A 21,862-nucleotide genomic window follows, 5' to 3' on the forward strand; every position below is an offset into this window, starting at 1 on the left:
GGCACGTGCCCTTTTGTCCGAGCCTAGAACGCCTTTTCCGTGATCGCGGGCCGTACGAGCAATCCCGCACGGCCTCCAAGGACCCCAACGCCCGCGGCGGTCGCGTAGCCGCGTCCGGTCAGGAGTCAGCCGACCGGAGGCAGTCCCGTTAAGGCGTGGAGGCTGCTGAGATGGTGGTTAGTCAGCCCGAGGTGGGGTACGCGAGACGCGTCTGTGGAGGCCGGCGTCTGGAGGCCGGTCGAACCGGGCCGACGGTCTAATCCGAGAGGAAGAACTGTGTTACAGGAGTATCGCAAGAATCCCGAGGCAATCTCTCGGCTGTCGGAGGAGCAATACCGAGTCACACAGGAAGCTGGGACAGAGCCGGCCTTCGACAACGCTTATTGGGACAACAAGGAGCCGGGCATATACGTCGACATCGTGTCCGGTGAACCCCTGTTCGCCTCCGTCAACAAGTACGACAGCGGTACCGGCTGGCCCACTTTCACCATGCCGATCGAACCGGAGAACGTGGTCGAAGTTCGAGACTCGAGCCTCGGCGTGGTCCGCACCGAGGTCCGGTCGGCGCACGGGGACAGTCACCTTGGCCACGTGTTTGATGATGGTCCCGCGGAAGCTGGCGGGTTACGTTACTGCATGAACTCTGCCGCACTTCGGTTCATTCGGCGCGACGACCTCGAGCGTGAAGGCTACGGCGAGTACCGCAAGATGTTCAAGCGCCCAGACGGGGAGCGAAGCGATGACCGACAAGACTGAGAAGGCGATCCTGGCTGGCGGCTGCTTCTGGGGAATGCAGGACCTCATCCGCAAACGCGCTGGCGTGCTCGCCACCAGGGTCGGATACACCGGCGGTGACGTGCCGAACGCGACCTACCAGAACCATGGTTCCCACGCCGAGGCGATCGAGATCGTTTTCGACCCCGAAAAACTGTCCTACAGAGAGCTTCTCGAGTTCTTCTTCCAAGTCCACGACCCGACGACGAAGAATCGTCAAGGCAACGACGTAGGAACCAGCTACCGGTCAGCCATCTTTTACAGCAACGACCAGCAGCGGCAGGTCGCAGAAGAAACGATCGCCGACGTCGATGCCTCTGGCCTGTGGCCAGGCAAGGTGGTCACCGAGGTCAGCCCAGCTGGGCCCTTCTGGGAGGCTGAGCCGGAACACCAGGACTACCTGGAGCGGTATCCCGCAGGCTACACGTGCCACTACGTCCGGCCGAACTGGAAACTTCCCCGTCGCGGGGAGAACGCCAGTTAGTACTCCAGCGCGGGAGGGGGCAATCTCGCGAACGGTGTTTCCGGCGCCACGGCGCTTTGGATGAGCGGGAACGCTCAACCTGCCGTCGGCGGCTGCGGGCCGGTCGCCGACCGTCGGGCCGGGACCGCGAGTCCGGCCCGGGGCAGTGGCGGCGATGGTATGAAGTCGGGGGAGGCGCCGGGAGGAGCCGCGATGGCGAGCACGCCAGCTGCGTTGCTGCGACGCCCCGGCGAGCCGTTGCGCGCGTCGTTCCTGGAACTCTTCTTCGACCTGGCGTTCGTCCTCGCGATTGGGCAGGTCTCCGAGGTCCTGCTGGCCGACCTGAGCGTCGCCGGGGCGGCCCGCGCCGCGCTGCTGCTGTTGCCGCTGTGGTGGGTCTGGGTGGTGACCGCCTGGTTCAGCGACTGGTTCGCCCGCGCCAGCGGGTGGGTGCAGGCCCTGCTGGTCGGCACGACGCTCGGGGTGGTCCTGATGAGCGTCGCCGTGCCGGAGGCGACCGGCGGTCGGGCCGTGCTCTTCGCCGGCGCGTACGTCGCGATCCAGGTGGGCCGCGGCGTCGTCACCGCGCTGGCGCTCCGGGGGCATCCGCTGCGCCGCCGTACCCTGAGGGTCCTGGTCTGGTTCGGTACGACGGGGATCCTGTGGTTGGTCGGGGCGGCCTGGCCGGCCGTCCGGGTGCCGGCCTGGCTGCTGGCCCTGGCGGTCGACTACGGCGGACCCCGGCTGGGCTGGCCGACCCCGGGGCTGGGCCGCGCCGCGCCTGGTGACATGCGGCTGCGGGGTGGGCACCTCATGGAGCGGTACCAGCAGATCGTCATCATCGCGCTCGGCGAGCTGTTGATCACCACGGGCCTGGTCTACTCGGACACCGACATGGCGGCGGCGCAGTCCGCGGCGTTCCTGCTCTTCTTCGCCGCCGCGGTGCTCATCGGCCTGCTGTACGTCACGCCGGCGGGCCGGTACCTGGGCGCCGCCCTCGACGAGCGGGACCCGTCGCGGTTCGGGGTGGCCGCCAACGACCTGCACCTGGTGATGATCGCGGGCGTCGTGGCCACGTCCGTGGCCGCGAACCTGGTGATCGAGCATCCGACCGACCGGGGCTCCGGCATGGCGGTCGCCCTCACCGTCGCCGGCCCCGCGCTCTTCCTCACCGGCCGGGTCGCGCTCTCCGCCGGCATCTACCGCCGGCTCTCCTGGCCCCGGCTGCTCGGCCTGCTCGGCATACTCGGCACCGCCGCCGGCGGGGGGTACGCGCTGCCGCTGCTCGGCGTCAGCGCGACGACGGTCGCGGTCCTCCTCGTCGTGGCGGTCCTGGAACGCAGGATCGCGCGCACCGAGTCGGTGCCGCCGACGACGCGGGCGGGGCGATGAGGCGCAATCCCGGCCCGCGGGCCACGCGAGGTCCCGACGCCGTCAGCGGGCTCGCGCGGCCGCGAGGGGTACGCCGCCCAGCTCGGCCTGTGCCACGAGCGCGTCGAGCGCCTCCGGGTCCCCGCCGCAAGCTGCGACGACCGTGCCCGGGTCCGGTCCTCGGCTTGTTCCCCGCATGTCACTCACCGTCGTGTCTCATCCCGGTGCGTCGCACCAGGCTCCGAGGAGGAGACCCGGGCGGCGGGCGGCAGATTACCGAAACTGCCGCCAACCGGGTCGCCCACGAGTCGTCGGCCGACCGACCGGGTCCGGGCGTAGGCTGCTCGGGTGGACCACGAAGATCGCATCGCGCTGTTCCTCGACTACGAGAACCTGGCGTTGGGGGTGCGCGACCATCGCGGCGGGATGGCCTTCGACTTCCGGCCGGTCGCCGACGCCCTGGCCGAGCGGGGCCGGGTGGTGGTGCGCCGGGCGTACGCCGACTGGTCGTACTTCGACGAGGACCGCCGGATGCTTACCCGGTCGCACGTGGAACTGATCGAGATACCCCAGCGCATGGGCGCCTCACGGAAGAACGCCGCCGACATCAAGATGGCCGTGGACGCGGTGGAGCTGGCCTTCGAGCGCGAGTACATTTCGACGTTCGTGATCTGCACCGGCGACAGCGACTTCACCCCGCTGGTGCACAAGCTCCGCGAGCTCAACAAGCGGGTCATCGGCGTCGGCGTGGAGAAGTCCACCTCGGCGCTGCTCCCGCCGGCGTGCGACGAGTTCCTCTTCTACGACCGGCTCGAGGGCGTCGAGATCCCCGAGACCCGGGCTCGGCGCGGTCGTCCGGCCCGGCTGCCCAGCCCGGAGCCGCAGGCGGTGGAGCGGGAGCCCGAGCCGCAGGCGGTGGAGGAGGAGGCCCCGCGCGACGTCGACACGCTCGCGGTCCTCGTGGCCCAGACGGTGGCGGGTCTGCAGGCCAGCTCCAGCGGCGCGGTGACAGCCTCGACGTTGAAGCGCACCCTGCTGCGCAAGGATCCGACCTTCAGCGAGTCCGACTACGGGTTCCGCACCTTCGGTGAGCTGCTGCGGCACCTCGCCGGGCAGGACGTGGTCGAGTTGGCGGAGGGCCCGGCCAAGGGCGATCCGGAGGTGTCGCTGCCCGAACACGGTGACCGGGAGGTGGCGTTCGGGCTGCTGCGTACGGTGGTCCAGGAACTGGCCGGCAGCGATGGCACGGTGGCATTGTCCGGGCTGAAGAACCAGCTCCGCCGGGCACGACCCGACTTCAGCGAGAAGAAGCTCGGCTACCGCAGCTTCCTGCAGTTCTGCAAGGCCGCCGCCACGAGCGGCGTGGTCGACCTGCGGTGGAGCCCGGAGGCCGACGACTACCTGCTCACCGTGCCGGGGGCGTGATCGCACCGCCCCGGCCCGAAACCGACACGCCGAGACCCGGCGCGCCCCGGCGGTAGCCCCGTGGCTGACCGGTGGTCTCGACCGGGACGCCCGGCGGAGGCGCGGCCTGGCAGCGACCAGCAGTCTTCGAGAGCTCAGTCACCCAGCCGCTGCCGGGCGAGGAACTTCGGCACCACCATCCGCCACGCCTCCGTCACCAGCTCGGTCATCTGGGCGTGGTCGAGCCGGGCCAGGTGGCAGCACACCCAGTTGAACCGCAGGTCGGAGGCCCGGGGGAGGAAGAACAGGTCCGGCTCGGCGGCGACGAGGCCGTCCCGCTGCTCCTTCGGGTAGCCGAAACCCATCGTCTGCTCGTCCCGGGAGAACGCGACGTAGACGATGGAGCCGACGCGGAACTTCACCCGGTCGTGGATGAGGTGCTCGGTGGTGCGTGGCAACGTCCGGGCCAGCGCCCGGACATCGGCGACGGTTATCACGCCAGGGACCGTACGGGTGCCCTCCGACAATCCGCGGCCCGAGCGCCCCTGCGCCCTCACACGCCCGGGAACCCGGTGCTCCTCATGGCAGTGCCCCGCCGGCCGCGGCGTGAACGCGCTGACCCCCACCCGACTCTCTCGGTCTTGCCCCGTGTGCGGCCCGGCATTCGCCAACCGGCGACGCGGCCTCGCGATTGAAAGGTCCCGCTACAGCGGGGTAGGAAGTGGATGTGCGGCTGGCGTCGTACCGGTGCCCGTAGTGTCGTCTGGCGAGGCCGGTGCGGCGGTCCCGGAGGAGGTCGATGGCAGCGGAAGGCGGCGCCGGTGCGGCGGCCCCGGCCCAGCGGGATCCGGGGCGGCCGGCGTTCATGGAGCTCTTCTTCGACCTGGTCTACGTCTTTGCGCTGATCTCTCTGGCCAAGACGCTCGCCGCCGACCTGACCTGGACCGGCGTCGGGGAGACGCTGGTCCTGCTGCTCGCGTTCACCCTCGTCTGGGCGCTGACCACGTGGGGCGCAGGCATCGTCGACCTGGCCCGGCCCGCGGTCCAGGTGCAGTTCATCGGGGTGGCGGCCGCCAGCCTGCTGCTGGCGGCGGCGGCGCCGGACGCGTACGGCGAGCGTGGCCTGCTCTTCGCGGTCACCTACCTGGCCATCCACCTCGGTTCGAGCTGCTACTACCTCCTGCTCCTGCCGGATGCGGTCGAGCGGCGCCGCAGCGGCCGGGTCCTGTTCTGGTACACCATCGCCGCGGTCGGCTGGATCGGCGGCGGGCTGGCCACCGGCCCGACCCGCCTGGTGCTCTGGGCGGCGGCTGTCGGCGTGGAGTACGTCGCCGCCTCGCTCGGCTGGCCGGTGCCGCGGCTGGGACGGTCCCAGCCGCAGGAGTGGCGGCTGGTCGGCGAGCGGGTGGCCGAGCGGTACCGGCAGTTCGTCATCGTCGCGCTCGGCGCGTCCATCTTCGTGACCGGGACGACCTTCAGCCTGAACGAATACACGATTCACCGGGCCTGGGCCCTGCTGGTGGTGTTCACGATCGTGGTGCTGACCTGGCGGATCTACATCTACCGGGCCGGCGAGCTGCTGACCGATGCCATTGCGCGGTCGACGAACCCGTCGCTGCTCACCCAGTCCGCCGCGGTGACCCACCTGATCATGGTGGCCGGCATTGGCGGCACGGCGGTCACCAGCCACCTCGTCGTGGGGCGTCCGTTCGGGGAGACGCCGCCCTCCTGGGCTGCGGTCATCCTCGGCGGACCGGCGTTGTTCCTGGTCGGCCGCGGCGTGCTCGACTACACGGTGTTCGGTCGGATCTCCCGGTCCCGGCTGGCCGGGCTGGTCCTGCTGGCCGGCGTGGCGCCGGCCTCGTCCCTGCTGCCGCCGGTGATGGTCGCGCTGCTCGCCATGGCCGTCCTGGCCCTGATCGCCGCGGCGAACCTGGTGAGCACCCGCTTGCACGCCCGCACGCCGATGCCGCCGGCGCTCGGGTGACCCTCACCCGGTAGGCACGGTGACCCGGACCAGCCGCGAGCGAGCGGGCAGCGCCTCCCAGACCAGGGTGAGCAGCAGGACCAGATTCGCCGCGACCAGGATGGCCAGCGGTGGGAGCAGGGCCGTCGCGGGCGCGATGGCGGCCAGCAGCACCACCCCCAGCGCCCGGGACCAGAGGACCCGCCCGGTGAGCACGGCGTCGAACAGGCAACTCCCGAGCAGGAACAGGGCCGGCCCGCCGAGGATGACCGCAGCCCAGGAGGGCGGCGTCGCACCGAACGGCCGGTCGATGACCAGCGAGACGCTGGTCGAGACTACCAGCACCCCGGCCACCATCACCAGGTGGCTGTACGAGGTGGAGGTGCCGGGGCGAACCCGCTCCACCACCGTGGCGGCGGGCGGTGCCAGGAGCTGGCGTACCCGGTGGAAGTAGAGCTGGAAGAGCAGAACGGCGCTGGCGAACGCGACGGCGCTCGCGGCCACCCGGCCGGCCTGGAAGCCGCTGCCGGCCAGCCCCGTGCCGGCGCTCAGGACCAGCTCGCCCAACGCGATGATGAAGATCTCCCGGTGCCGCTCGGACAGGTGGGTGCCGGTGAAGATCTGACTGGCGAGTTCGGTGCGGCCGAGCTTCGGCGTGGGCCAGCCGATCCGGGCCGATCCGAGGTCGACGGCCACCGCGACCGCCCAGAGCAGCAGCCGGGCCGTTCCGTGCACGAACACCCCGGCCACCCACGGCACGGCGGTGACGCCGAACCAGAAGAAGACCCGGATGCTCCTGGCCTGGATCGGGCGGTTCACCCGGGTACCGGGGATGAGGACGGCGTCCCGGACGAGGTGGATGCCGAAGTACGCCGCGACGAGGAGCCATCCGTAGTCGGCGAACGCGTACGGCACCGCGATCGCCATCAGCAGGGTGCCGAACATGACCGCCAGAACGGTGGCCTGGATGATCGGCAGCCGCGGGTTGAACAGGTCGGTGAGCCACGCGGTCAGCACCCAGACCCACCAGGCGGCCAGCAGCAGGACGGCGGTCCGGGCGGCGCCCCGGACGGTGAGGTCCTCGGCCAGCCCCGCCGAGAGCCTGGAGAGCATGAAGATGTAGACCAGGTCGAAGAAGAGCTCCAGGAACGTCGGATAGTCGGGCTCGCCGCGCCGGCGAAGGATCCGGGGTAGCGGACTGGACGTCACCGCGTCTGCCTCCTCTGGCACGCCGCACCGGGGAGCGGAGGCGCTGGCAACCTGGCGCTCCCCGCCAACCTACAAAAGCGGCGTCACCGGCGAGTCGAAACGACAGGAGCAGGGCGCGGGCCGGGCTCCGGGTCCGCCGTCGCCACCGGCCCCCGACCTGACGTCGCGGCTGGTCACCCGGGGGGGATCACGACCGGCATGTCGTTGTAGACCCGGTGTCGGGTGATTCTCCATCTCCCGTCGACGCGACGCAGGTCGGTCTCGTAGTAGCCACTCTCGATCGGGCGTACGGTGCCCTGGGTGCCGCTGGTTCCGGGCCGCCAGCCGTGCTCCGGTCGGCGGCCGGCGCGGGTCTCGTAGAGGACGAACTGTGCGCTGAGGTGGGCGGTGTCCACGTCGACCGTCACGGTGTGGTCGGCGGTGACGTGGTGGGTGAAGACGCCGGCAGGCATGGGCACGCCGGCTTGGCTCACCAGCGCCTCGATCGGCCCAGGGCCCTCGAGGGGCGGCAGGATCGGCTCGTACGTCTGCGGGCCGGTCCTGCTGTAGAGTTCGGTCACCGCGTCCTTGGTGTACAGCGCGGCGACCGCGTTGCCGTCGCGCCGGTCGCTGCCGCGAACGTAACGCGCCAGGACCTCGATCACCTGGCGCCCCTCTTCCGCTGTCACATCCACTTTTCGGTTCTCCAGATCTTCGCATTGCTTCGCGAACTCAAACTGCAGATGTGACTCCGGCAGGGTCCGGTGGCCGGCACAGGGACACCGGGGCGCGTGCCCGGAGGGAGCACGCGCCCGGTGGGGATCAGGTGAAGTTGGCGCCGCCGTCGACGAGCAGCGACTGGCCGTTGATGTAGGCGCCGTCGTCGGAGAAGAGGAACGCCACCATCGCGGCGAGGTCCTCCGGCTTTCCCAGCCTGGGCGAACGTACCGTCGCGAGAATCTGCTCGCGGTACTCGGCGGTGGTGGCCTTTAGCGCGGCGCCGGTGACGATCACTCCCGGCGATACGAGGTTGGTACGAACGCCGTGCTTGCCCCCGAGGGTCGCGGTGTGCCGGGTGAGGCCGACCAGCCCGCTCTTGGCCGCCTGGTAGGCGACGCGCTCGGTCTCGCCCATCCATACCGCGCTCGACATGGTGTTGACGATCGAGCCACCGCCTTGCTCGATCATGATCGGGAGGGCGTGCCGCATGCCGTACATGTAGCCGGTGAGGGTGACGTCGATGGTGTGCTGCCAGACGTCGACCGGCACCGAGGTGACGTCGGTGTCTCGTCCCAGGGTTCGTGGCGAGAGATCCGCGGCCACGTTGAACAGGCCGTGCAGGCCGCCGAACCGGTCGACGGTGAAGCTGATCAGGTCCCGGTAGGACTGCTCGTCGGTGATGTCGAAGCCTCGCGCCACGGCTGTTCCGCCGGCCGCGGTGATTCCGTCGACCACGGTCTGGGCGGCGGCCTCGTTCAGATCCGCCGCAACGACCAGCATTCCTTCCTCGGCGAGGCGGATCGCCGTCGCGCCGCCGATGTTGCCCGGCGCCGCACCGGCGACGAGGGCAACCTTGTCCTTGATTCCACGCATTGTCCTATCCCTTTACTTGTCGAGGTTCAGTTCTCTACGAACGGGTAGTCGGTGTAGCCCGCGTCGCCGCCGTAGAACGTGGTCGGGTCCGGCTGGTTGTAGGGGCCCGTGCGGGCGATCCGGCTGGGCAGGTCGGGGTTGGCGAGAAACGCCTCGCCGAATGCGACGACGTCGGCCACGCCGTCGTCCAGCGCGTCGCGGGTCTCCTCGTGCGGCGGGCGTCGCGTGTCGTACCGGTGCGGGTTGAGCACCAGTTGGCCCGGCCAGAGCTGGCGGAGTTTCTGGGTCAGCGGACGGTGGCCGGGCCACTCCGGATGTCGAGGAAGGTCAGGCCGAGCGGCGCCAGGGCGTCGAAGAGCGCGGGGTAGAGCTCCTCGGGGTTGACCTCCTCGATCCCCAACAGTGGCGAGGCCGGGGAGATGCGCATGGCGGTGCGGTCCGGCCCGATCGCGGCGGCGACCGCCGTGACCAGGGTGACCGCGAACCGGATTCGGTTCTCGATCGAGCCGCCCCAACGGTCGGTACGGAGGTTCGCCTTGGCGCAGAAGAACTGCTGGACGAGGAAGTCGTTCGCACCGTGGATCTCGACGCCGTCAAAGCCGGCCTCGATCGCCTTCCACGCGGAGTGCACGAAGTCTGCAACCGTCTGCTCAATGTCGGCTTCGGTCATGGCCTCGGGGACGGGCATGTCCTTCATCCCCTGCGGCGTGTAGATCTGCTCCGGGGCGGCGACCGCGGATGGCGCCTTCGGGGTGAGGTCGCTGTCCGGGCTGTGCACCCGGCCGCCGTGCAGCAGCTGGGCGAAGATCTTCGAGCCGCCCGCGTGCACCGCCTCGGTGACCTGCTTCCAGGAATCCGTCTGCTCGTCGGTGACGAGCATGGGGGTGAACGGGAACGACTGCGCCACCCGGCTGGGGTAGATCGCCTCCGAGACGATCAGTCCGGCCGAGGACCGTTGCCGGTAGTACTCTGCGGGCTGGCGGTGTCGTTGGCCCCGACCCGGTTTCGGGTCATCGGAGCCATCGCGAACCGGTTCGCGATCTTCGTCGCGGCGAGAACGATCGGCTCGAATGCGTCAGGCACGGCGTTGTCTCTCCGCGGTGTTGAACGGTCCGGTCGACTGATCACTTGGTACGCAGCGGCGCGAGGGCCTGGCTCCAGGCCACGACCTGGTCGAGGGTGGCGTTCAGCGCGTCACGCTGGAAGTCGTTGGGCTTGAAGACGCTGAAGTTCTCGAAATCGGTGAAGAGAGAGAGCGCCACCTGCGACCGCACGTCCGCCATCTGCAGTTCACCAGCGATCAGCCGCAGGTGCTCGACCGCCCGGGTGCCGCCCACCGAGCCGTAGCTGACGAAACCGACGGCCTTGTTGTTCCATTCGCTGTAAAGGAAGTCGATCGCGTTCTTCAGGGCGCCGGAGGTCGAGTGGTTGTACTCCGGCGTCACCATCACGAAGCCGTCGAACGAGGCGATCTTGTTGGCCCACTCCAGCGTGTGCGGCTGCTGGTACTGGCCCATCGACGGCGGGTACACCTCGTCCAGGTGCGGCAGCTTGTAGTCCAGCAGGTCGACGAGCTCGAACTGGGCGTCGGTGCGCTGCCGGGCGACGTCGTACACCCACTGACCCACGGCCGCGCCGTTGCGTCCCGGCCGGGTGCTGCCGATGATGATTCCGATCCTGGCCATCTGCGTTCCTCCTCGTGTGGGGTACCGGAGGCGGCACCCTTGCCTGACGAAGCAACTATACGCTGTTGGTTGCTTCGCCAAGCAAGTACACTGGGATCATGTCCACCGTCACACCGCAGCCGACAATGCCCCCAGAAGGGGTGCAACCACTCAACCCAGACGAGGAGGCGCTCGTCCGGTCCCTCACTCGCGTCATGTACGCCCTGCCCCGCGCCATCGACGCCGACATGGTCCGCGAGCAGCGGCTCCCCCTGATTGACTACCTGGCCCTGATGCACCTCTCCGAGGCCGCCGACCGGCGGTTGCGGATGAGCGAACTCGCCGCCGCCTGCGAAATGTCGCTCAGTGGCATGAGCCGCGTCGTACACCGGTTGGAGAGCCAGGGGCTCATCCAGCGGATCAGGTGCGAACAGGACGCCCGCGGCTGGAACGCCGTCCTCACCGACGCCGGCCTCACCCGCCTCCAAGAGGCCTGGCCGACCAGTCTCGCCGCCGTACGCCGGCAGTTCCTCGACCACCTCACGGGCGTCGACCTCCGAAAGCTCTCCCAAGCCCTACAGGACGTGGCCATCTGATTCCCTGTCGGGAATCACCTGAGGTCTGAACGAACCGCCTGCTCCTGATCAAGGAGTAGGCACCGCGGTGGATACTGCCGCGGGGGCGAAGACAGACCCGGCGGGCCCGCCGGCGCCCTGAGCAGCTCAAGATCGTCGCGGCGCAGGGCGGCGTGACCGTCCGCGAAGGTTCGCCGCGCGGCCAGTGCGGCTTCGTGAACGACTCAGGGCGCGATGCCAAACGGGCCCATGCTGCCATAGTCCAGCCGTAGGGCTTCGGCCATTGCCCACGCGTTCGGCAGGGTGAATATGTCGGCACCGCCCAAACGCTGGCTCCAACGCGGAACGAGTTCATCGGCGGCCTGGGCGGCCACGGCGTCGAGGTAGGCCTTGAAGATGGCCCAGGCGTTGGTGGCGTCAACCGGGGTCAGAATCTTCTCCAAGTCAACCGACGAGAGCGCTGCCTCGGTGGTGGAACGCAGGTCTTGCACGTATTCGATTTGGGTCCTGACATCGTCCGGGGTGCCGGGCCGGGTGACGTGTCCGCCGACGATCTTCTCGAAGGGGTATTCGAGAGCCTGTTCCTGGGCGTTGACGAAGCCGGGGATGTTCGCGGAGACGGCGAGGTTGGAGAACGGGACCCAGCCGGGGAAGATCACGTCCACGAGCATCAGCACGCCTTGTGTCGGGGCGTAGATGAAGATGTTTCCCTCGGCGTGGTTGGGGCCCTTGTAGTCGAGCTGGAGGCTGTGGTCTCCCGCTTCGATCGTCAGGGTGTCGTCAAACACGCGTGTCGGCAGGGGGCGGTTAGGGTCGCCGAGCAGCGCGAGTCGTTCCGCCGTGATGCGGTGGGCATAGCGTGGTACGTCCTCGGGGTAGACCGACATCGCTCCGACGTGGTCGGAGTGCTGGTGGCTGTAGACGGCCTGGGTGATGGGGCGGCTGGTCACGCTGCGGATTGCGCGGAGAATGTTGTGGCCGAGGGTGGGTGGCGCGTCGACGGCGATCACACCCTCGTCCGTGACCACGAACATCATCTGGTACATGCCCTCACTGAGCCAGAACACGCCGTCGGCGATCTCCTCCAAGACGTAACCGGCCTTGGGGACCTCGGGACCCAGGGCAGCCTGCGGCACTGGGGCCGTTGGTAGCTTCCGCGCCCGCTCAGCAACGTCCGAATACGGAACTTTCGACACGTGGCCCCCTGCCTCGCCAATCGCACCGACCGGCTCTGCCCGCTACGGTGCGCGCCGCGGTCGAATGGGCGACGGATCGCCCGGCGCACCGTCGATCGTCCTCGCCGGCGTTCAGGCTCGCAGCCGCATCGCCCGACGCTCATCCGCAAGGGGGACACCTGGGGATGCTCCCGTTCCGTTCCGTGCGTTCGTCCGCGGAGAGTTCCCCCACCGAAGGGAGGCGGCCGGCCGGTGGGCGGAGCCGGAGCTGGATCCACCGGCACAATCGTCCCCGGCAGTACGACCGGGCTCAATGCACCGGGTGCTAGCTGCCGGTCGGCTGCGGCTGGGTGGGCCGGTTCTCGACGACGGCCACCATGAGAAGCACTCCGGTCGTTGTCACGCTGACGCCTATCAGCGGCAGCCAGTGGGCGGCGACGGCGGCGACGAGTATGGCGGGCAGGCCGATCAGGCGGGGCCAGGACAGCCGGCGGTAGATGGTGGCGGACAGTAGGACCCGACCGGCGAGAAACAGAGCGGGGCCGGCGACCGTGACGGCGATGGCCGCGCCGGATCCGCGTTCGGTCGGATGCGCGATGACAGCTTCAGCGGCGACAGAGGAGGCCAGGACGCCGGCGATCATGACGAGATGCAGGTCGCCAGTCAGCGTGCCGAACCGGGACAGACCACGCTTCTCGATGGCGGCGCCGAGATACGTTTCCGCCGGAGTGACGTACGACAACCCGATCAGCACCGTTGCAGCGAAGACGATCAGAAACGCAGCGGAGTGGAGGAGATCCTTGTCGGTACGGGAGTAGACCAGACCGGCGGAGAACAGGAGCTCGCCGAGAGCGATGATGAAAATCTGCTGGTACCGCTCGGTGAGATGGGCCCCTCGCAGTCGCAGTTCCTCCGGCCGTGCCCGGCCAAGCCGTGGCGCCCGCCATCCCAGTAGCGGCCCGGAATAGTCGAGTGCGACGGCCGCCACCCACATCGGTATTCGCGCCGCCGCCCAGAATGCCCCCACCAGCCACAGCACCCCGGACGTGCTGAACCAGACGAAGAATCTCAAGGGGCGCCTACGCAACGGATGCCCCCGCAGTGCCAGCGCCGCGAAACCGCTCCGGCCGACGTGAACGGCGACGTAGGTGCCGGCGAAGAGAACCGCCTGTCCCTCCTCAACGTACGGGACAGCGGCGCTCATCAAGATCACGCCCACGGTCGAGCCGAGCAGCAGAGCCCGCACTCTGCGGTTGGCGCGTGCATACCAGTCGGAGAACCAGGTAGTCACCACCCAGACCCACCAGAGAGGCAACAGGAGAAGGACGGTGTTCAGCGCCCCGGCGACGGTCATGTTGGACAAAAGGACCCCGGACAGCTGCATCAACGCCAACACGAATGCCAGATCGAAGAACAGTTCCAGGAAGGACGCACTCAGCGGTTCGTCGCGCTGTCGCAGCAGCGGAGCCGCCACCCTCACGTCGCCCCCTGACGCCCTCGGCACTTCACACCACCGCCGTGACCACCTCTGCGGCATCTCCCGGCAAAGCTCCCCGCCGGTGGTTGCTGACTGTCCGCGCGGGTAACCATCGCCGCCAGCCGGGGTAGACCACCAGCTCGTCGTTGGCCTACGGCCGCCACGAACGTCAGTGCTGCTGGCGGCTCTCCGATTCCCGTTACGGCCCTGACCATGCCTGATCACGCCGTCGCCGCACTGCGGCGAGCGGCTCATCCCAGGTAGAAGTCCCGGCGAGCGGCCACGAACGCCTCGATCGTCTGGGCGGGTACGCCCGTCAGGCGCTCGACGTCGTCGGACACGCGGTCGTACCGGTTCTCGCGGTGCAGTCGGGCCATAGTGGCGATGTGCTGTTCGGTGTGCGGCGGCAGGCCAGCCTTCGCGAGCACCTCGGACCGCCACTGGTTCCAACGGCCCGTCCAGATAGGACACGGGGTGCCCTAGTGCCCGGGAGAACTCCTCGGCCATCTGCGTCATGTCGACGGTGTGCGGTCCGGTCAGCTCGTAGACGTGCCCGATGTGTGGGGCCGGGTCGCGGAGCACGGTGGCGACCACCCGAGCCACGTCGTCCACGGTGACCGGCGAGGTGCGCCCAGTGCCGAAAGGCAGCGCGATCGTGCCGTTCCCCCGGATCGACCGCGCCGCCAGCGTCGTGAACAGCGGATTGTCCAGGAACGACGTCGGCCGGATGTGTACCACCGGCAGGCCCGACCAGTTCAGTACCTGCTCGGCCAGCCAGTGCAGCCGCTGCTGGTGTGACTCAGCGGTGCTGGTGGCGGTCATCTGCGACACCGTCATCTGCGACATGCCGACCAGGCCCGCCAGCTCCCCGTGCTCCCGCGCCACGGTGGCCACCACGGTCGCCGCCAGCAGATGGTCCGGCGACACGGGCATCGCGAAATACATCCGTCCGACACCCTTCAGCGCGGTCGCGACGGTCTCGGGTCGGGTCAGATCGCCGAGGACGACGTCCGCGCCGAGTGCACGCAACTCCACCGCGCGATCGTCGTCGCGGCGGACCATCACGCGCACCGGCACGTCCTGCGCGCGCAGTTGGTCGATGACGGTGCGGCCCACGCCACCGGCGCCGGGGATGAGAACTAGGTCGCTGTCGACCATGCGTTGATCTCCTTGTGGTGAGTAGCTGAGCCGGTGACTACAGCGGAGCCTGGCCGTGGATCGGCCGGAACTGGGGACAAGGGTCAGGCGGCTGCGGTAGGCCACCTCGTCAGGCGGGGCGCTGGCCGACCAGGAGCGCAGCGACGAAGGGCGAGAAGGATCAGGCGGACGCCGGCACGGTGGCGAGGTCCTGCCTGACCCACCGGCCGACGCCCTCGGCGAGGACCTCGGTCAGGTTCAGGCAGGGCCGGTGAGAGCGAGGGGCTGCCGCCTCCGAGGCCGGGGGCCGGTCTTCCGCGCTACGGGATCTCGCTGGCCATGTCGGTATCCACGAAGCCGACGTGCAGGGGTGACGCGATGAGCCGGAGTCTCGCTCCTCGCGAACGGCATCGTTCATTGCCGAGGCGGACGTGGCCGGCATAGCAGGCACCGCAGCCCACAGGAGGCCATCGGGACGCCACGGTCGGCGGTACGCGGCAGCAGCTTGAGTGCTGCCACTCTTCACGCGCGGCCAGGTAAGTCTCGGTGGCGAGGGGCAGCGGAACGAGGACTGATCCACAGCGACCTCCAGTGAGACGAACAACTGATTCAGGCCGCCCGCTTGCTTCTGCGCCCAGCAGCGACGTGCGGGATGTGTGCCTGGAGCGGATGCTCCTGGCGGGCGGTTACATGGGCGTACACCTAGCTTGGAGCATAAGCGCGTATTTGCGGAGCTACCCCCACGAGCCGGAAGTGGTGCAGATCCTCTCCGAGGCCTGGGGGTGGCTTCAGGCCACGTGCCCGATCGGAGACGCTCCTGCTCGGAGCAGTCCGTCGCGCCAGGGAATTCCCTGGTCCCGCCCTGGTTTCCGGGTGTTCCTGCATATCGTGAGGTGGTGACGCCCGCATGGCCACCGCCCAGGTGTGCGGCCAGGGAGTCTCACTGGGTCGAGCCGGGGATGGGCAGCGCGGAGGTGATCGGGCCGGCATCGATCCTGTGCCGACTCCCCAAGGTGTGGTGAAAGGAGATCGTCATGAGCTCGACTTCCGTCCCGGAGGGCCCTGGCTCCGTCTCGCAGGCGCCGGGGCTTCCGGCAGGGTTCACCGACACGTTCACCAGCCGGTACGTCGACATCGGTGAGCTGCGCCTGCATGCGGTCGTCGGCGGTGACGGACCGCCGCTGCTGCTGGTGCACGGCTGGCCGCAGAACTGGTACGCGTGGCGCATGCTGATGCCCAGCCTGGCCCGGGACTTCAAGGTCATCGCGGTCGACCAGCGTGGCATGGGGCTGTCCGACAAGCCCGAGGACGGGTACGACCCCGGCACCCAGGCCAACGACATGATCGCGCTGATGGACGCGCTCGGCCACCAGCGCTTCGCCGTGGTCGGCACCGACACCGGACTCCCGATCGGCTACGCGCTGGCCGCGGACCACCCGGAACGGATCGACCGCGTGGCCCTCGCCGAGGTTCCCGGGCCTCCGGGGGCGGTTCCCTCACCGCCCATGTTCGCTCCCGGGCCGCTCAACGACCGGTTCTGGCACATCCCCTTCAACCGGATCAACAAGCTGAACGAACAGCTCGTCCAGGGACGGGAAAAGCTCTTCTTCAGCTGGGAGTTCACCATCCAGGGCGGGAAGCTGCCCGACGACCTGATCAACTACTACGTCGGTTTGCTCTCCAACCCCGACTCCCTGCGCGGCAGCTTCGGGTTCTACCGGGCGTGGGACGCGATGATGACGCAGAACGAGAAGCGCAAGAACACGCGGCTCGCCATGCCCGTCCTGGCGATCGGCGGAGCGGCAAGCAGCGGCGACAAAGTCGGGGAGGCGATGAAGCTCCTGGCGGACGACGTGCAGACCGCGGTCATCCCCAACAGTGGCCACTTCGTCGCCGAGGAGGCTCCCGATGCGATGCTGGCGGCGCTGACCGGGTTCCTTGCCCCGTACCGCCAAGTGGCGGCGGTGGGCGCTTCCAGGCCCTAGTACTGCACCGTCACATCTCTGCTACCTGCTGACCGGCCAAGGGCAGTCCACTAACCGTCGATCCGGATGATGTTGCGCATCTTGTTGGACGCGTCCAGGGCTGCCACCTTGTACGCCTCAGCCAGCGTCGGGTAGTTGAACACCGTGTCGACCAGGTAGTCGACGGTGCCGCCGCAGCCCATGACCGCCTGCCCGATATGGACGATCTCGGTAGCGCCGGTGCCGAACACGTGCACGCCGAGCAGTCGGCCGTCCTCCGGTGAGACGAGCAGCTTCAGCATGCCGTACGAGTCACCCACGATCTGGCCGCGGGCCAGCTCGCGGTAGCGCGCGATGCCCACCTCGAACGGCGTCGACCCGTCCGTCAGCTCCTCCTCGGTCTTCCCGACGAAGCTGATCTCCGGAATCGTGTAGATGCCGATCGGCTGCAACCCGTGCAGCTCGCGGACCGGCTCGCCGCAGGCGTGCTGCGCGGCCAGCCGGCCCTGCTCCATTGACGTGGACGCCAGCGCCGGGAAGCCGATCACGTCACCGACCGCGTAGATGTTCTCCACCGCGGTGCGGTAGTTCGCATCGACGTCGATCCGGCCGCGCTTGTCCGCCTCCAGCCCGGCCGCTTCCAGCGCCAGGTCGTCGGTCTGGCCCTGGCGGCCAGCCGAGTACATGACCGTGTCCGCGACGATCTTCTTGCCGCTCTTCAGGATGCACAGCGCCGCGGTCTGGTGCTTCTCCACCGCGGCGACCTCCTCGCCGAAGCGGAACGTCACGGACAGGTCCCGCAGGTGGTACTTGAGCGACTCGACGACCTCTTCGTCGCAGAACTCGAGCATCCGATCGCGGCGTTCCACCACGGTCACCTTGGTGCCGAGCGCGGCGAACATCGACGCGTACTCCATGCCGATCACGCCGGCGCCGACCACGACCATGCTGCGGGGTACGGCCTGGAGGTTGATGACGCCGTCCGAGTCCACGATCGTCCGGTCGTCGAAGTCGACGCTGTCCGGGCGGGCCGGGCGCGTACCCGCGGCAATGACGATCTTGTCAAAGGTGACCTTGGACTCGTACCCGGAGCCGCCATCCACCCAGATCGCGTGCGGGTCCGCGAACCGTCCGGTGCCGGTGATCATCGCGACGCGGTTGCGCGCCAGCTGATTTCGGATGACGTCGGTCTGCCGGCTGATCACATGCTGGGTCCGGGCGGCCAGGTCGCTGACCGTGATCTCCTCCTTGACCCGGTAGCTGCTGCCGTACAGGTCCCGCTGGGTGAGGCCGGTCAGGTAGAGCACGGCCTCGCGTAGCGTCTTGGAGGGGACGGTGCCGGTGTTGATGCACACCCCACCGATCATGTCGCGGCGGTCCACGATGCCGACCCGCTTGCCCAGCTTGGCGGCGGCGATCGCGGCCTTCTGGCCACTGGGTCCGGAGCCCAGCACCAACAGGTCGTAGTCATACACAACTGTCAGCGTCGCAAGATGTGCCGGCCCGCGCTAGGGCGCATTTTCGTGCGGCGCACCCTCGTCCGCCGCGCCCCGCAGGAGTCGTCCCGGCTCGGCGGCCCGCTGCTGAGGCATCGAGATGCTTCCCGCGCCCCCCCACTCCGCTCCCAGCGAACCGGGCCGCCGCCGGTCCACCTGCGACCCCGGCCGGATGCCTCCGCCAGCGTGGCGGGCGGCGGGGCCCCGGCGGGTACGGTCCGACCTCGCCCGGCGCCCACAGGCGCGCGATCTGGGCGAGCTTGTCGGCCGCCTGCTGCAGCGGGTGCTCGCCCCTTACGAACCCGTCGAGTGGTCAGTCAGTCGGGGTTGTCGGCGAACTGCCGGGCCTGGCGTATCCGAACGGCGGTAGGCGCCGGTTCGGCCGGCCACCAGGTTGCCGCCGAGTTCCGCGCCGCGGTGGGTCAGCCGGGTCACGTCTTGCTGGCCCTGCGCAGCCCGAGCAGGGCGACCAGGGCGAGGAGGATGACGGCGACGGAGTATTCGTTGGCGGTCCGGGGCAGGCCGCCGGCGTGGACCACGAGGAAGCCGGCAATGACGGTGGGCAGGCCGAAGCCGACGTAGCAGACGATGTAGAGCAGGGACAGCACGCCGGCGCGTTCGTGCGCCTCGACCAGCGGCATGACCGTCTTGAGGCTGCCCTGGAAACCGCCACCGAAGCCGACGCCGCCGAACGCCAGGCCGACGAAGAAGCCGGCGATGGAGTCGGTGGTGACCGAGACCAGCGTGATGATCATGCCCAGGATGAGAGCGGCGACTCCGGTGAGCATCACGGTCCGCGCGGCGGCGTTGCGCAGCAGGAGAATGGTGATCGACCCGAAGAGGGCGAAGACGAAGACGGCCAGACCGCCGGCCACGATCGAGGTGTACATGAGGGCGCGCACGAGCGCCGGGCCGAGCGCGCTGAAGAAGCCGGCCAGCGCCCAGACGGCGAAGAGCACCGGAGCGACGATCAGTACCGGCCCGCGCACGGCGCGGGGCAGCTTGATCTCCGGCCGCAGACTTTGCAGCGCTCCCTTCATCGGCGTGACCGTCTCCGGCATCAGCACGATTCCGACGCCTTGGATCAGCAGGATGACGAGCAGGACGATGTACACCAGTCGCGTCGGCGCGGGCAGGAACTGGATGAGCAGCGCCGAGAGCAGGACGCCGGTACCGGTTCCGATGCCGGGGGCGATCGAGTTGGCGAGCGTGCCGCGGGCGCGGTTGATGTCGAGCATGGCGGCGCCGACGGCGCCGGTGGCGGCGCCGGCCGCGAGTCCCTGCACGACGCGGGCGGCCAGCAGCGTGGGTACGCCGGTGGCGAAGATGAAGATGACCAGCGAGATCATCTGGACCGCGATCGCGACCAGCAGGACCGGCCGCCGACCGACATGGTCGGACAGCTTGCCGAGAGTGAGCAGGGTCGCCAGCACCGCGACGGCGTAGATGGCGAACACCACCGTGGTGGTGATCGGCGAGAAGTGCCAGCGCGCCTGGTAGATCCCGTAGAGGGGGGTCGGGGCTGTCGACGCGGCCACGAAGGACACGAGGATCGAGGCGAGCAGAAACAGGGAGACTTTCGGCGAGAGGCGCCTCTTCTCGGCGTTATTCATGTCAGGTGCTCCTCGGGTGAGCTGCGGGCGGCTGCCCAGCGCGGTCGACCTGGACGCCGTCCTGCTGCTGAGCCGCAGCGGAGTACCCGAGGTGCTCCAGGACACGCAAAATGGACGGCCCGGCGTCCGGCTGAAGGATTTGTCCGGTAATCCGCGCTGATCACGGCCCCGTCCCTTTTGCCGGCGCGAACGTTCGTCGTCAGAGCACTAGGGAGGTCGGGGGAGCGGAATGGGAGCAGTGGCATGCGCTCAACGGACCGCGACTGCGCCCAATCGCACTGCACCGAAGGTCAGCGTCCACGAGGACGACGTGGCCGCGCAGCTCGCCGGGGCCGAATGGCTCGGAACTGAGCCACTCGGCCGCCCCGCCGAGCGACGGCAGGTGCAGACGTTCGAACACGGAGATCTACCGAAACGATCGGAACGCCGGGGCAGCATGCGGCCTGGGGTTGTGCGCCGGGTCCGGTCAGTTGCGGCACGTGGCCAGGAACGCGTCAGCGCCCGCCAGCATCTCCTCGGGAGTCTCCTCGGCGGGTGGTGGCCGCAGCCGGGTATGACCACGCTCTGCACATCGTCTGCGGCGAGCTTCATCGTGTTCCCGACCAGTTTTGACAGACCCACCCGCCCCCCGCCCCCCGGCTACGTACCGGACTGGGGAGTCGCCATCGTCGTGCCAGCTCGCAGGGTTGCCAACGCGCCGCTCCAGGCCCCCAACTGGTCGAGCATCGTGTTCACCGCATCCACCTGGTGAGCACCGGGCTTGAAGACGCTGAAGTTCTCGAAGTCGGTGAAGAGCGAGAGTGCCACCTGCGCCCGTACGTCCGCCATCTGCAACTCGGCCACCACCAGGCGCAGGTGCTCCACGGCGCGGGTGCCGCCGACGCTGCCGTAGCTGACGAACCCGGCCGCTTTGTTGTTCCACTCGGCGTAGAGGAAGTCGATCGCGTTCTTCAGCGCCCCGGACGTGGAGTGGTTGTACTCCGGCGTCACGAAGACGTACCCGTCGTACGAGGCGATCTTTTCGGCCCATCGCAGGGTGTGTGGCTGGGTGTACTGCCCGAGCGACGGTGGCGCCATCTCGTCGAGATGCGGCAGGTTGAAGTCCTTGAGGTCGACTAGTTCGTACTCGGCGTCGCCGCGCTTGCTGGCGATGTCGTGCACCCAGCGGGCCACCGTCTCCCCGTTCCGGCCGGGACGGGTGCTGCCGATGATGATGCCGATTCTGGTCATTGCCGCCCTTTTCTTCCGGGACCCCACGCGTGGGAGCGGGAGTCGTCGGCGGTTACCCCACCTGCGTGGTTTCGAACGGGCATACGGTGTTCCGGTTCCGGGCCATGTGCTGTGGAGGCGTAGGTGCTCCCGAGGGCAGTTGGAGGTCGCGCGGAATGGTTGGTGATCATCGGCGGCGGGTGGGGCGGCGGTCCCACCGGTAGAGGAGCGGTTCGAGGCGTCGGCAACGGGTAGACGGCGGTCTGGTCGAGAGGAGGATCCAGGTGGTCTACGAGGATTTTGTTGAGGCAGTGGCCAGGCGGACAGGGGTGTCGGCCGAGCAGGCGGAGACGATAGCCCGGGCGACGTTGGAGACGTTGGCAGATCGGATCAGCGGAGGCGAGGCGAATGATCTCGCCGATCAGCTTCCCGAAGGGCTTGACGATCCCCTGCGCAAGACTCGGGAACACCCCGAGTCGTTCGGGCTCGGGGAGTTCGTTCAGCGGGTGACGGCACGCGCCGGCGTCGACGGTGTGCTCGCCAGTGCCGGCGTCCGCGCGGTGCTCACCACACTGCGTGAGGCTGTCCCGGCTGAGGAGTTCCAGGACATGGTGGCTCAACTCTCGAAGGACTTCTGGCGGGTGGTCGAACCGGTGGGCCTCCGTCCCGGTGAACGACGGGCCCGCTAGTGGTCGTCACACGCGTGACAAACCCGCCGCCTGCTACCGCACGATGGACAGGGCGCGCCAGGGACGCGCGGACAGCGGCAGGTGAACGTACCTGATCTTGGTTG

General features: G+C 68.9%; 21 protein-coding genes. 9 read left to right on the forward strand and 12 right to left on the reverse strand.

Going from position 1 to position 21,862, the window contains the following annotated elements; genetic code table 11:
- The first annotated feature begins 276 nt into the window (after window positions 1-276).
- The 4 genes from msrB to EV384_RS19465 all read left to right on the forward strand — a co-directional run bounded on the left by msrB (window position 277) and on the right by EV384_RS19465 (window position 4,033).
- Window positions 277-756, forward strand: a complete 480-nt coding sequence (gene msrB / locus EV384_RS19450) for a peptide-methionine (R)-S-oxide reductase MsrB (RefSeq protein WP_130335333.1) — start codon at window positions 277-279, stop codon at window positions 754-756.
- A complete protein-coding gene (gene msrA / locus EV384_RS19455; RefSeq protein WP_130335335.1) occupies window positions 740-1,258 on the forward strand; it encodes a peptide-methionine (S)-S-oxide reductase MsrA in 519 nt (172 codons plus the stop codon). The genes msrB and msrA overlap by 17 nt, the downstream gene beginning before the upstream one ends.
- A gap of 192 nt (window positions 1,259-1,450) precedes the next feature.
- Entirely contained in the window at window positions 1,451-2,629 is a 1,179-nt protein-coding gene (locus tag EV384_RS19460; RefSeq protein WP_165439986.1) for a low temperature requirement protein A, read from the forward strand.
- Between the two features lie 327 nt (window positions 2,630-2,956).
- Window positions 2,957-4,033: an NYN domain-containing protein gene (locus tag EV384_RS19465; RefSeq protein ID WP_130335339.1), complete on the forward strand. Its 1,077-nt coding sequence runs from the start codon at window positions 2,957-2,959 to the stop codon at window positions 4,031-4,033.
- A 134-nt stretch (window positions 4,034-4,167) separates the two neighbouring features.
- Here EV384_RS19465 and EV384_RS19470 read toward each other — a convergent pair whose 3' ends face one another.
- Window positions 4,168-4,509, reverse strand: coding sequence for an MmcQ/YjbR family DNA-binding protein (locus EV384_RS19470; RefSeq protein ID WP_130335341.1), 342 nt, complete (start codon window positions 4,507-4,509; stop codon window positions 4,168-4,170).
- A gap of 302 nt (window positions 4,510-4,811) precedes the next feature.
- Here EV384_RS19470 and EV384_RS19475 point away from each other — a divergent pair, with 302 nt between their 5' ends.
- Window positions 4,812-5,999, forward strand: coding sequence for a low temperature requirement protein A (locus EV384_RS19475; protein ID WP_130335343.1), 1,188 nt, complete (start codon window positions 4,812-4,814; stop codon window positions 5,997-5,999).
- A gap of 3 nt (window positions 6,000-6,002) precedes the next feature.
- Here EV384_RS19475 and EV384_RS19480 read toward each other — a convergent pair whose 3' ends face one another.
- The 6 genes from EV384_RS19480 to EV384_RS19500 all read right to left on the reverse strand — a co-directional run bounded on the left by EV384_RS19480 (window position 6,003) and on the right by EV384_RS19500 (window position 10,444).
- A complete protein-coding gene (locus EV384_RS19480) occupies window positions 6,003-7,187 on the reverse strand; it encodes a low temperature requirement protein A (protein ID WP_130335345.1) in 1,185 nt (394 codons plus the stop codon).
- A 173-nt stretch (window positions 7,188-7,360) separates the two neighbouring features.
- Window positions 7,361-7,861: a nuclear transport factor 2 family protein gene (locus tag EV384_RS19485; protein WP_341273637.1), complete on the reverse strand. Its 501-nt coding sequence runs from the start codon at window positions 7,859-7,861 to the stop codon at window positions 7,361-7,363.
- Window positions 7,862-7,988: 127 nt separating this feature from the next.
- Entirely contained in the window at window positions 7,989-8,759 is a 771-nt protein-coding gene (locus EV384_RS19490) for an SDR family NAD(P)-dependent oxidoreductase (RefSeq protein ID WP_130335349.1), read from the reverse strand.
- A 26-nt stretch (window positions 8,760-8,785) separates the two neighbouring features.
- Complete coding sequence (locus EV384_RS36140; RefSeq protein WP_242624164.1) at window positions 8,786-9,010, reverse strand: hypothetical protein; 225 nt, start codon at window positions 9,008-9,010, stop codon at window positions 8,786-8,788.
- A gap of 35 nt (window positions 9,011-9,045) precedes the next feature.
- Window positions 9,046-9,831, reverse strand: a complete 786-nt coding sequence (locus tag EV384_RS36145) for an oxidoreductase (RefSeq protein WP_278045681.1) — start codon at window positions 9,829-9,831, stop codon at window positions 9,046-9,048.
- 52 nt (window positions 9,832-9,883) lie between these two features.
- On the reverse strand, window positions 9,884-10,444 hold the full coding sequence (locus EV384_RS19500; protein ID WP_130335351.1) for an NADPH-dependent FMN reductase: 561 nt from the start codon (window positions 10,442-10,444) through the stop codon (window positions 9,884-9,886).
- Between the two features lie 98 nt (window positions 10,445-10,542).
- On the opposite strand from EV384_RS19500, the gene EV384_RS19505 reads away from it, so the two are divergent.
- On the forward strand, window positions 10,543-11,019 hold the full coding sequence (locus EV384_RS19505) for a MarR family winged helix-turn-helix transcriptional regulator (protein ID WP_242624165.1): 477 nt from the start codon (window positions 10,543-10,545) through the stop codon (window positions 11,017-11,019).
- Between the two features lie 203 nt (window positions 11,020-11,222).
- Here EV384_RS19505 and EV384_RS19510 read toward each other — a convergent pair whose 3' ends face one another.
- Window positions 11,223-12,086 carry an MBL fold metallo-hydrolase gene (locus EV384_RS19510; RefSeq protein WP_130335353.1) on the reverse strand — a complete coding sequence of 288 codons (864 nt, stop codon included), beginning with the start codon at window positions 12,084-12,086 and terminating at the stop codon, window positions 11,223-11,225.
- A gap of 412 nt (window positions 12,087-12,498) precedes the next feature.
- The gene (locus tag EV384_RS35475) at window positions 12,499-14,808 is read right to left on the reverse strand and encodes a low temperature requirement protein A (RefSeq protein ID WP_207232372.1); all 2,310 of its coding nucleotides are present in this window, start codon (window positions 14,806-14,808) and stop codon (window positions 12,499-12,501) included.
- Window positions 14,809-15,821: 1,013 nt separating this feature from the next.
- On the opposite strand from EV384_RS35475, the gene EV384_RS19525 reads away from it, so the two are divergent.
- Window positions 15,822-16,772 (forward strand): alpha/beta fold hydrolase, encoded by a 951-nt coding sequence (locus EV384_RS19525; protein WP_130335357.1) that lies wholly within the window; start codon window positions 15,822-15,824, stop codon window positions 16,770-16,772.
- 50 nt (window positions 16,773-16,822) lie between these two features.
- Here EV384_RS19525 and sthA read toward each other — a convergent pair whose 3' ends face one another.
- Complete coding sequence (gene sthA / locus EV384_RS19530) at window positions 16,823-18,226, reverse strand: Si-specific NAD(P)(+) transhydrogenase (RefSeq protein WP_130335359.1); 1,404 nt, start codon at window positions 18,224-18,226, stop codon at window positions 16,823-16,825.
- Window positions 18,227-18,678: 452 nt separating this feature from the next.
- Window positions 18,679-19,860, reverse strand: coding sequence for an MFS transporter (locus EV384_RS19535; protein ID WP_130335361.1), 1,182 nt, complete (start codon window positions 19,858-19,860; stop codon window positions 18,679-18,681).
- Between the two features lie 16 nt (window positions 19,861-19,876).
- Here EV384_RS19535 and EV384_RS34920 point away from each other — a divergent pair, with 16 nt between their 5' ends.
- The gene (locus tag EV384_RS34920; RefSeq protein WP_165439989.1) at window positions 19,877-20,020 is read left to right on the forward strand and encodes a hypothetical protein; all 144 of its coding nucleotides are present in this window, start codon (window positions 19,877-19,879) and stop codon (window positions 20,018-20,020) included.
- A gap of 479 nt (window positions 20,021-20,499) precedes the next feature.
- Here EV384_RS34920 and EV384_RS19545 read toward each other — a convergent pair whose 3' ends face one another.
- Window positions 20,500-21,090, reverse strand: coding sequence for an NADPH-dependent FMN reductase (locus EV384_RS19545; protein WP_130335363.1), 591 nt, complete (start codon window positions 21,088-21,090; stop codon window positions 20,500-20,502).
- Between the two features lie 263 nt (window positions 21,091-21,353).
- Here EV384_RS19545 and EV384_RS19550 point away from each other — a divergent pair, with 263 nt between their 5' ends.
- Window positions 21,354-21,758 carry a DUF2267 domain-containing protein gene (locus tag EV384_RS19550; protein ID WP_130335364.1) on the forward strand — a complete coding sequence of 135 codons (405 nt, stop codon included), beginning with the start codon at window positions 21,354-21,356 and terminating at the stop codon, window positions 21,756-21,758.
- The last annotated feature ends 104 nt before the right edge of the window (window positions 21,759-21,862 follow it).

It is taken from the genome of Micromonospora kangleipakensis (assembly GCF_004217615.1).
Taxonomy (GTDB): domain Bacteria; phylum Actinomycetota; class Actinomycetes; order Mycobacteriales; family Micromonosporaceae; genus Micromonospora; species Micromonospora kangleipakensis.

Bases quoted from the DNA above. Each gene is read 5' to 3' on its own strand.
- msrA (WP_130335335.1), top strand. From the start codon at position 740: ATGACCGACAAGACTGAGAAGGCGATCCTGGCTGGCGGCTGCTTCTGG.
- EV384_RS19460 (WP_165439986.1), top strand. From the start codon at position 1,451: ATGGCGAGCACGCCAGCTGCGTTGCTGCGACGCCCCGGCGAGCCGTTG.
- EV384_RS19475 (WP_130335343.1), top strand. From the start codon at position 4,812: ATGGCAGCGGAAGGCGGCGCCGGTGCGGCGGCCCCGGCCCAGCGGGAT.
- EV384_RS19490 (WP_130335349.1), bottom strand. From the start codon at position 8,759: ATGCGTGGAATCAAGGACAAGGTTGCCCTCGTCGCCGGTGCGGCGCCG.
- EV384_RS19500 (WP_130335351.1), bottom strand. From the start codon at position 10,444: ATGGCCAGGATCGGAATCATCATCGGCAGCACCCGGCCGGGACGCAAC.
- EV384_RS19505 (WP_242624165.1), top strand. From the start codon at position 10,543: ATGTCCACCGTCACACCGCAGCCGACAATGCCCCCAGAAGGGGTGCAA.
- EV384_RS35475 (WP_207232372.1), bottom strand. From the start codon at position 14,808: ATGGTCGACAGCGACCTAGTTCTCATCCCCGGCGCCGGTGGCGTGGGC.
- EV384_RS19525 (WP_130335357.1), top strand. From the start codon at position 15,822: ATGAGCTCGACTTCCGTCCCGGAGGGCCCTGGCTCCGTCTCGCAGGCG.
- EV384_RS19535 (WP_130335361.1), bottom strand. From the start codon at position 19,860: ATGAATAACGCCGAGAAGAGGCGCCTCTCGCCGAAAGTCTCCCTGTTT.
- EV384_RS19545 (WP_130335363.1), bottom strand. From the start codon at position 21,090: ATGACCAGAATCGGCATCATCATCGGCAGCACCCGTCCCGGCCGGAAC.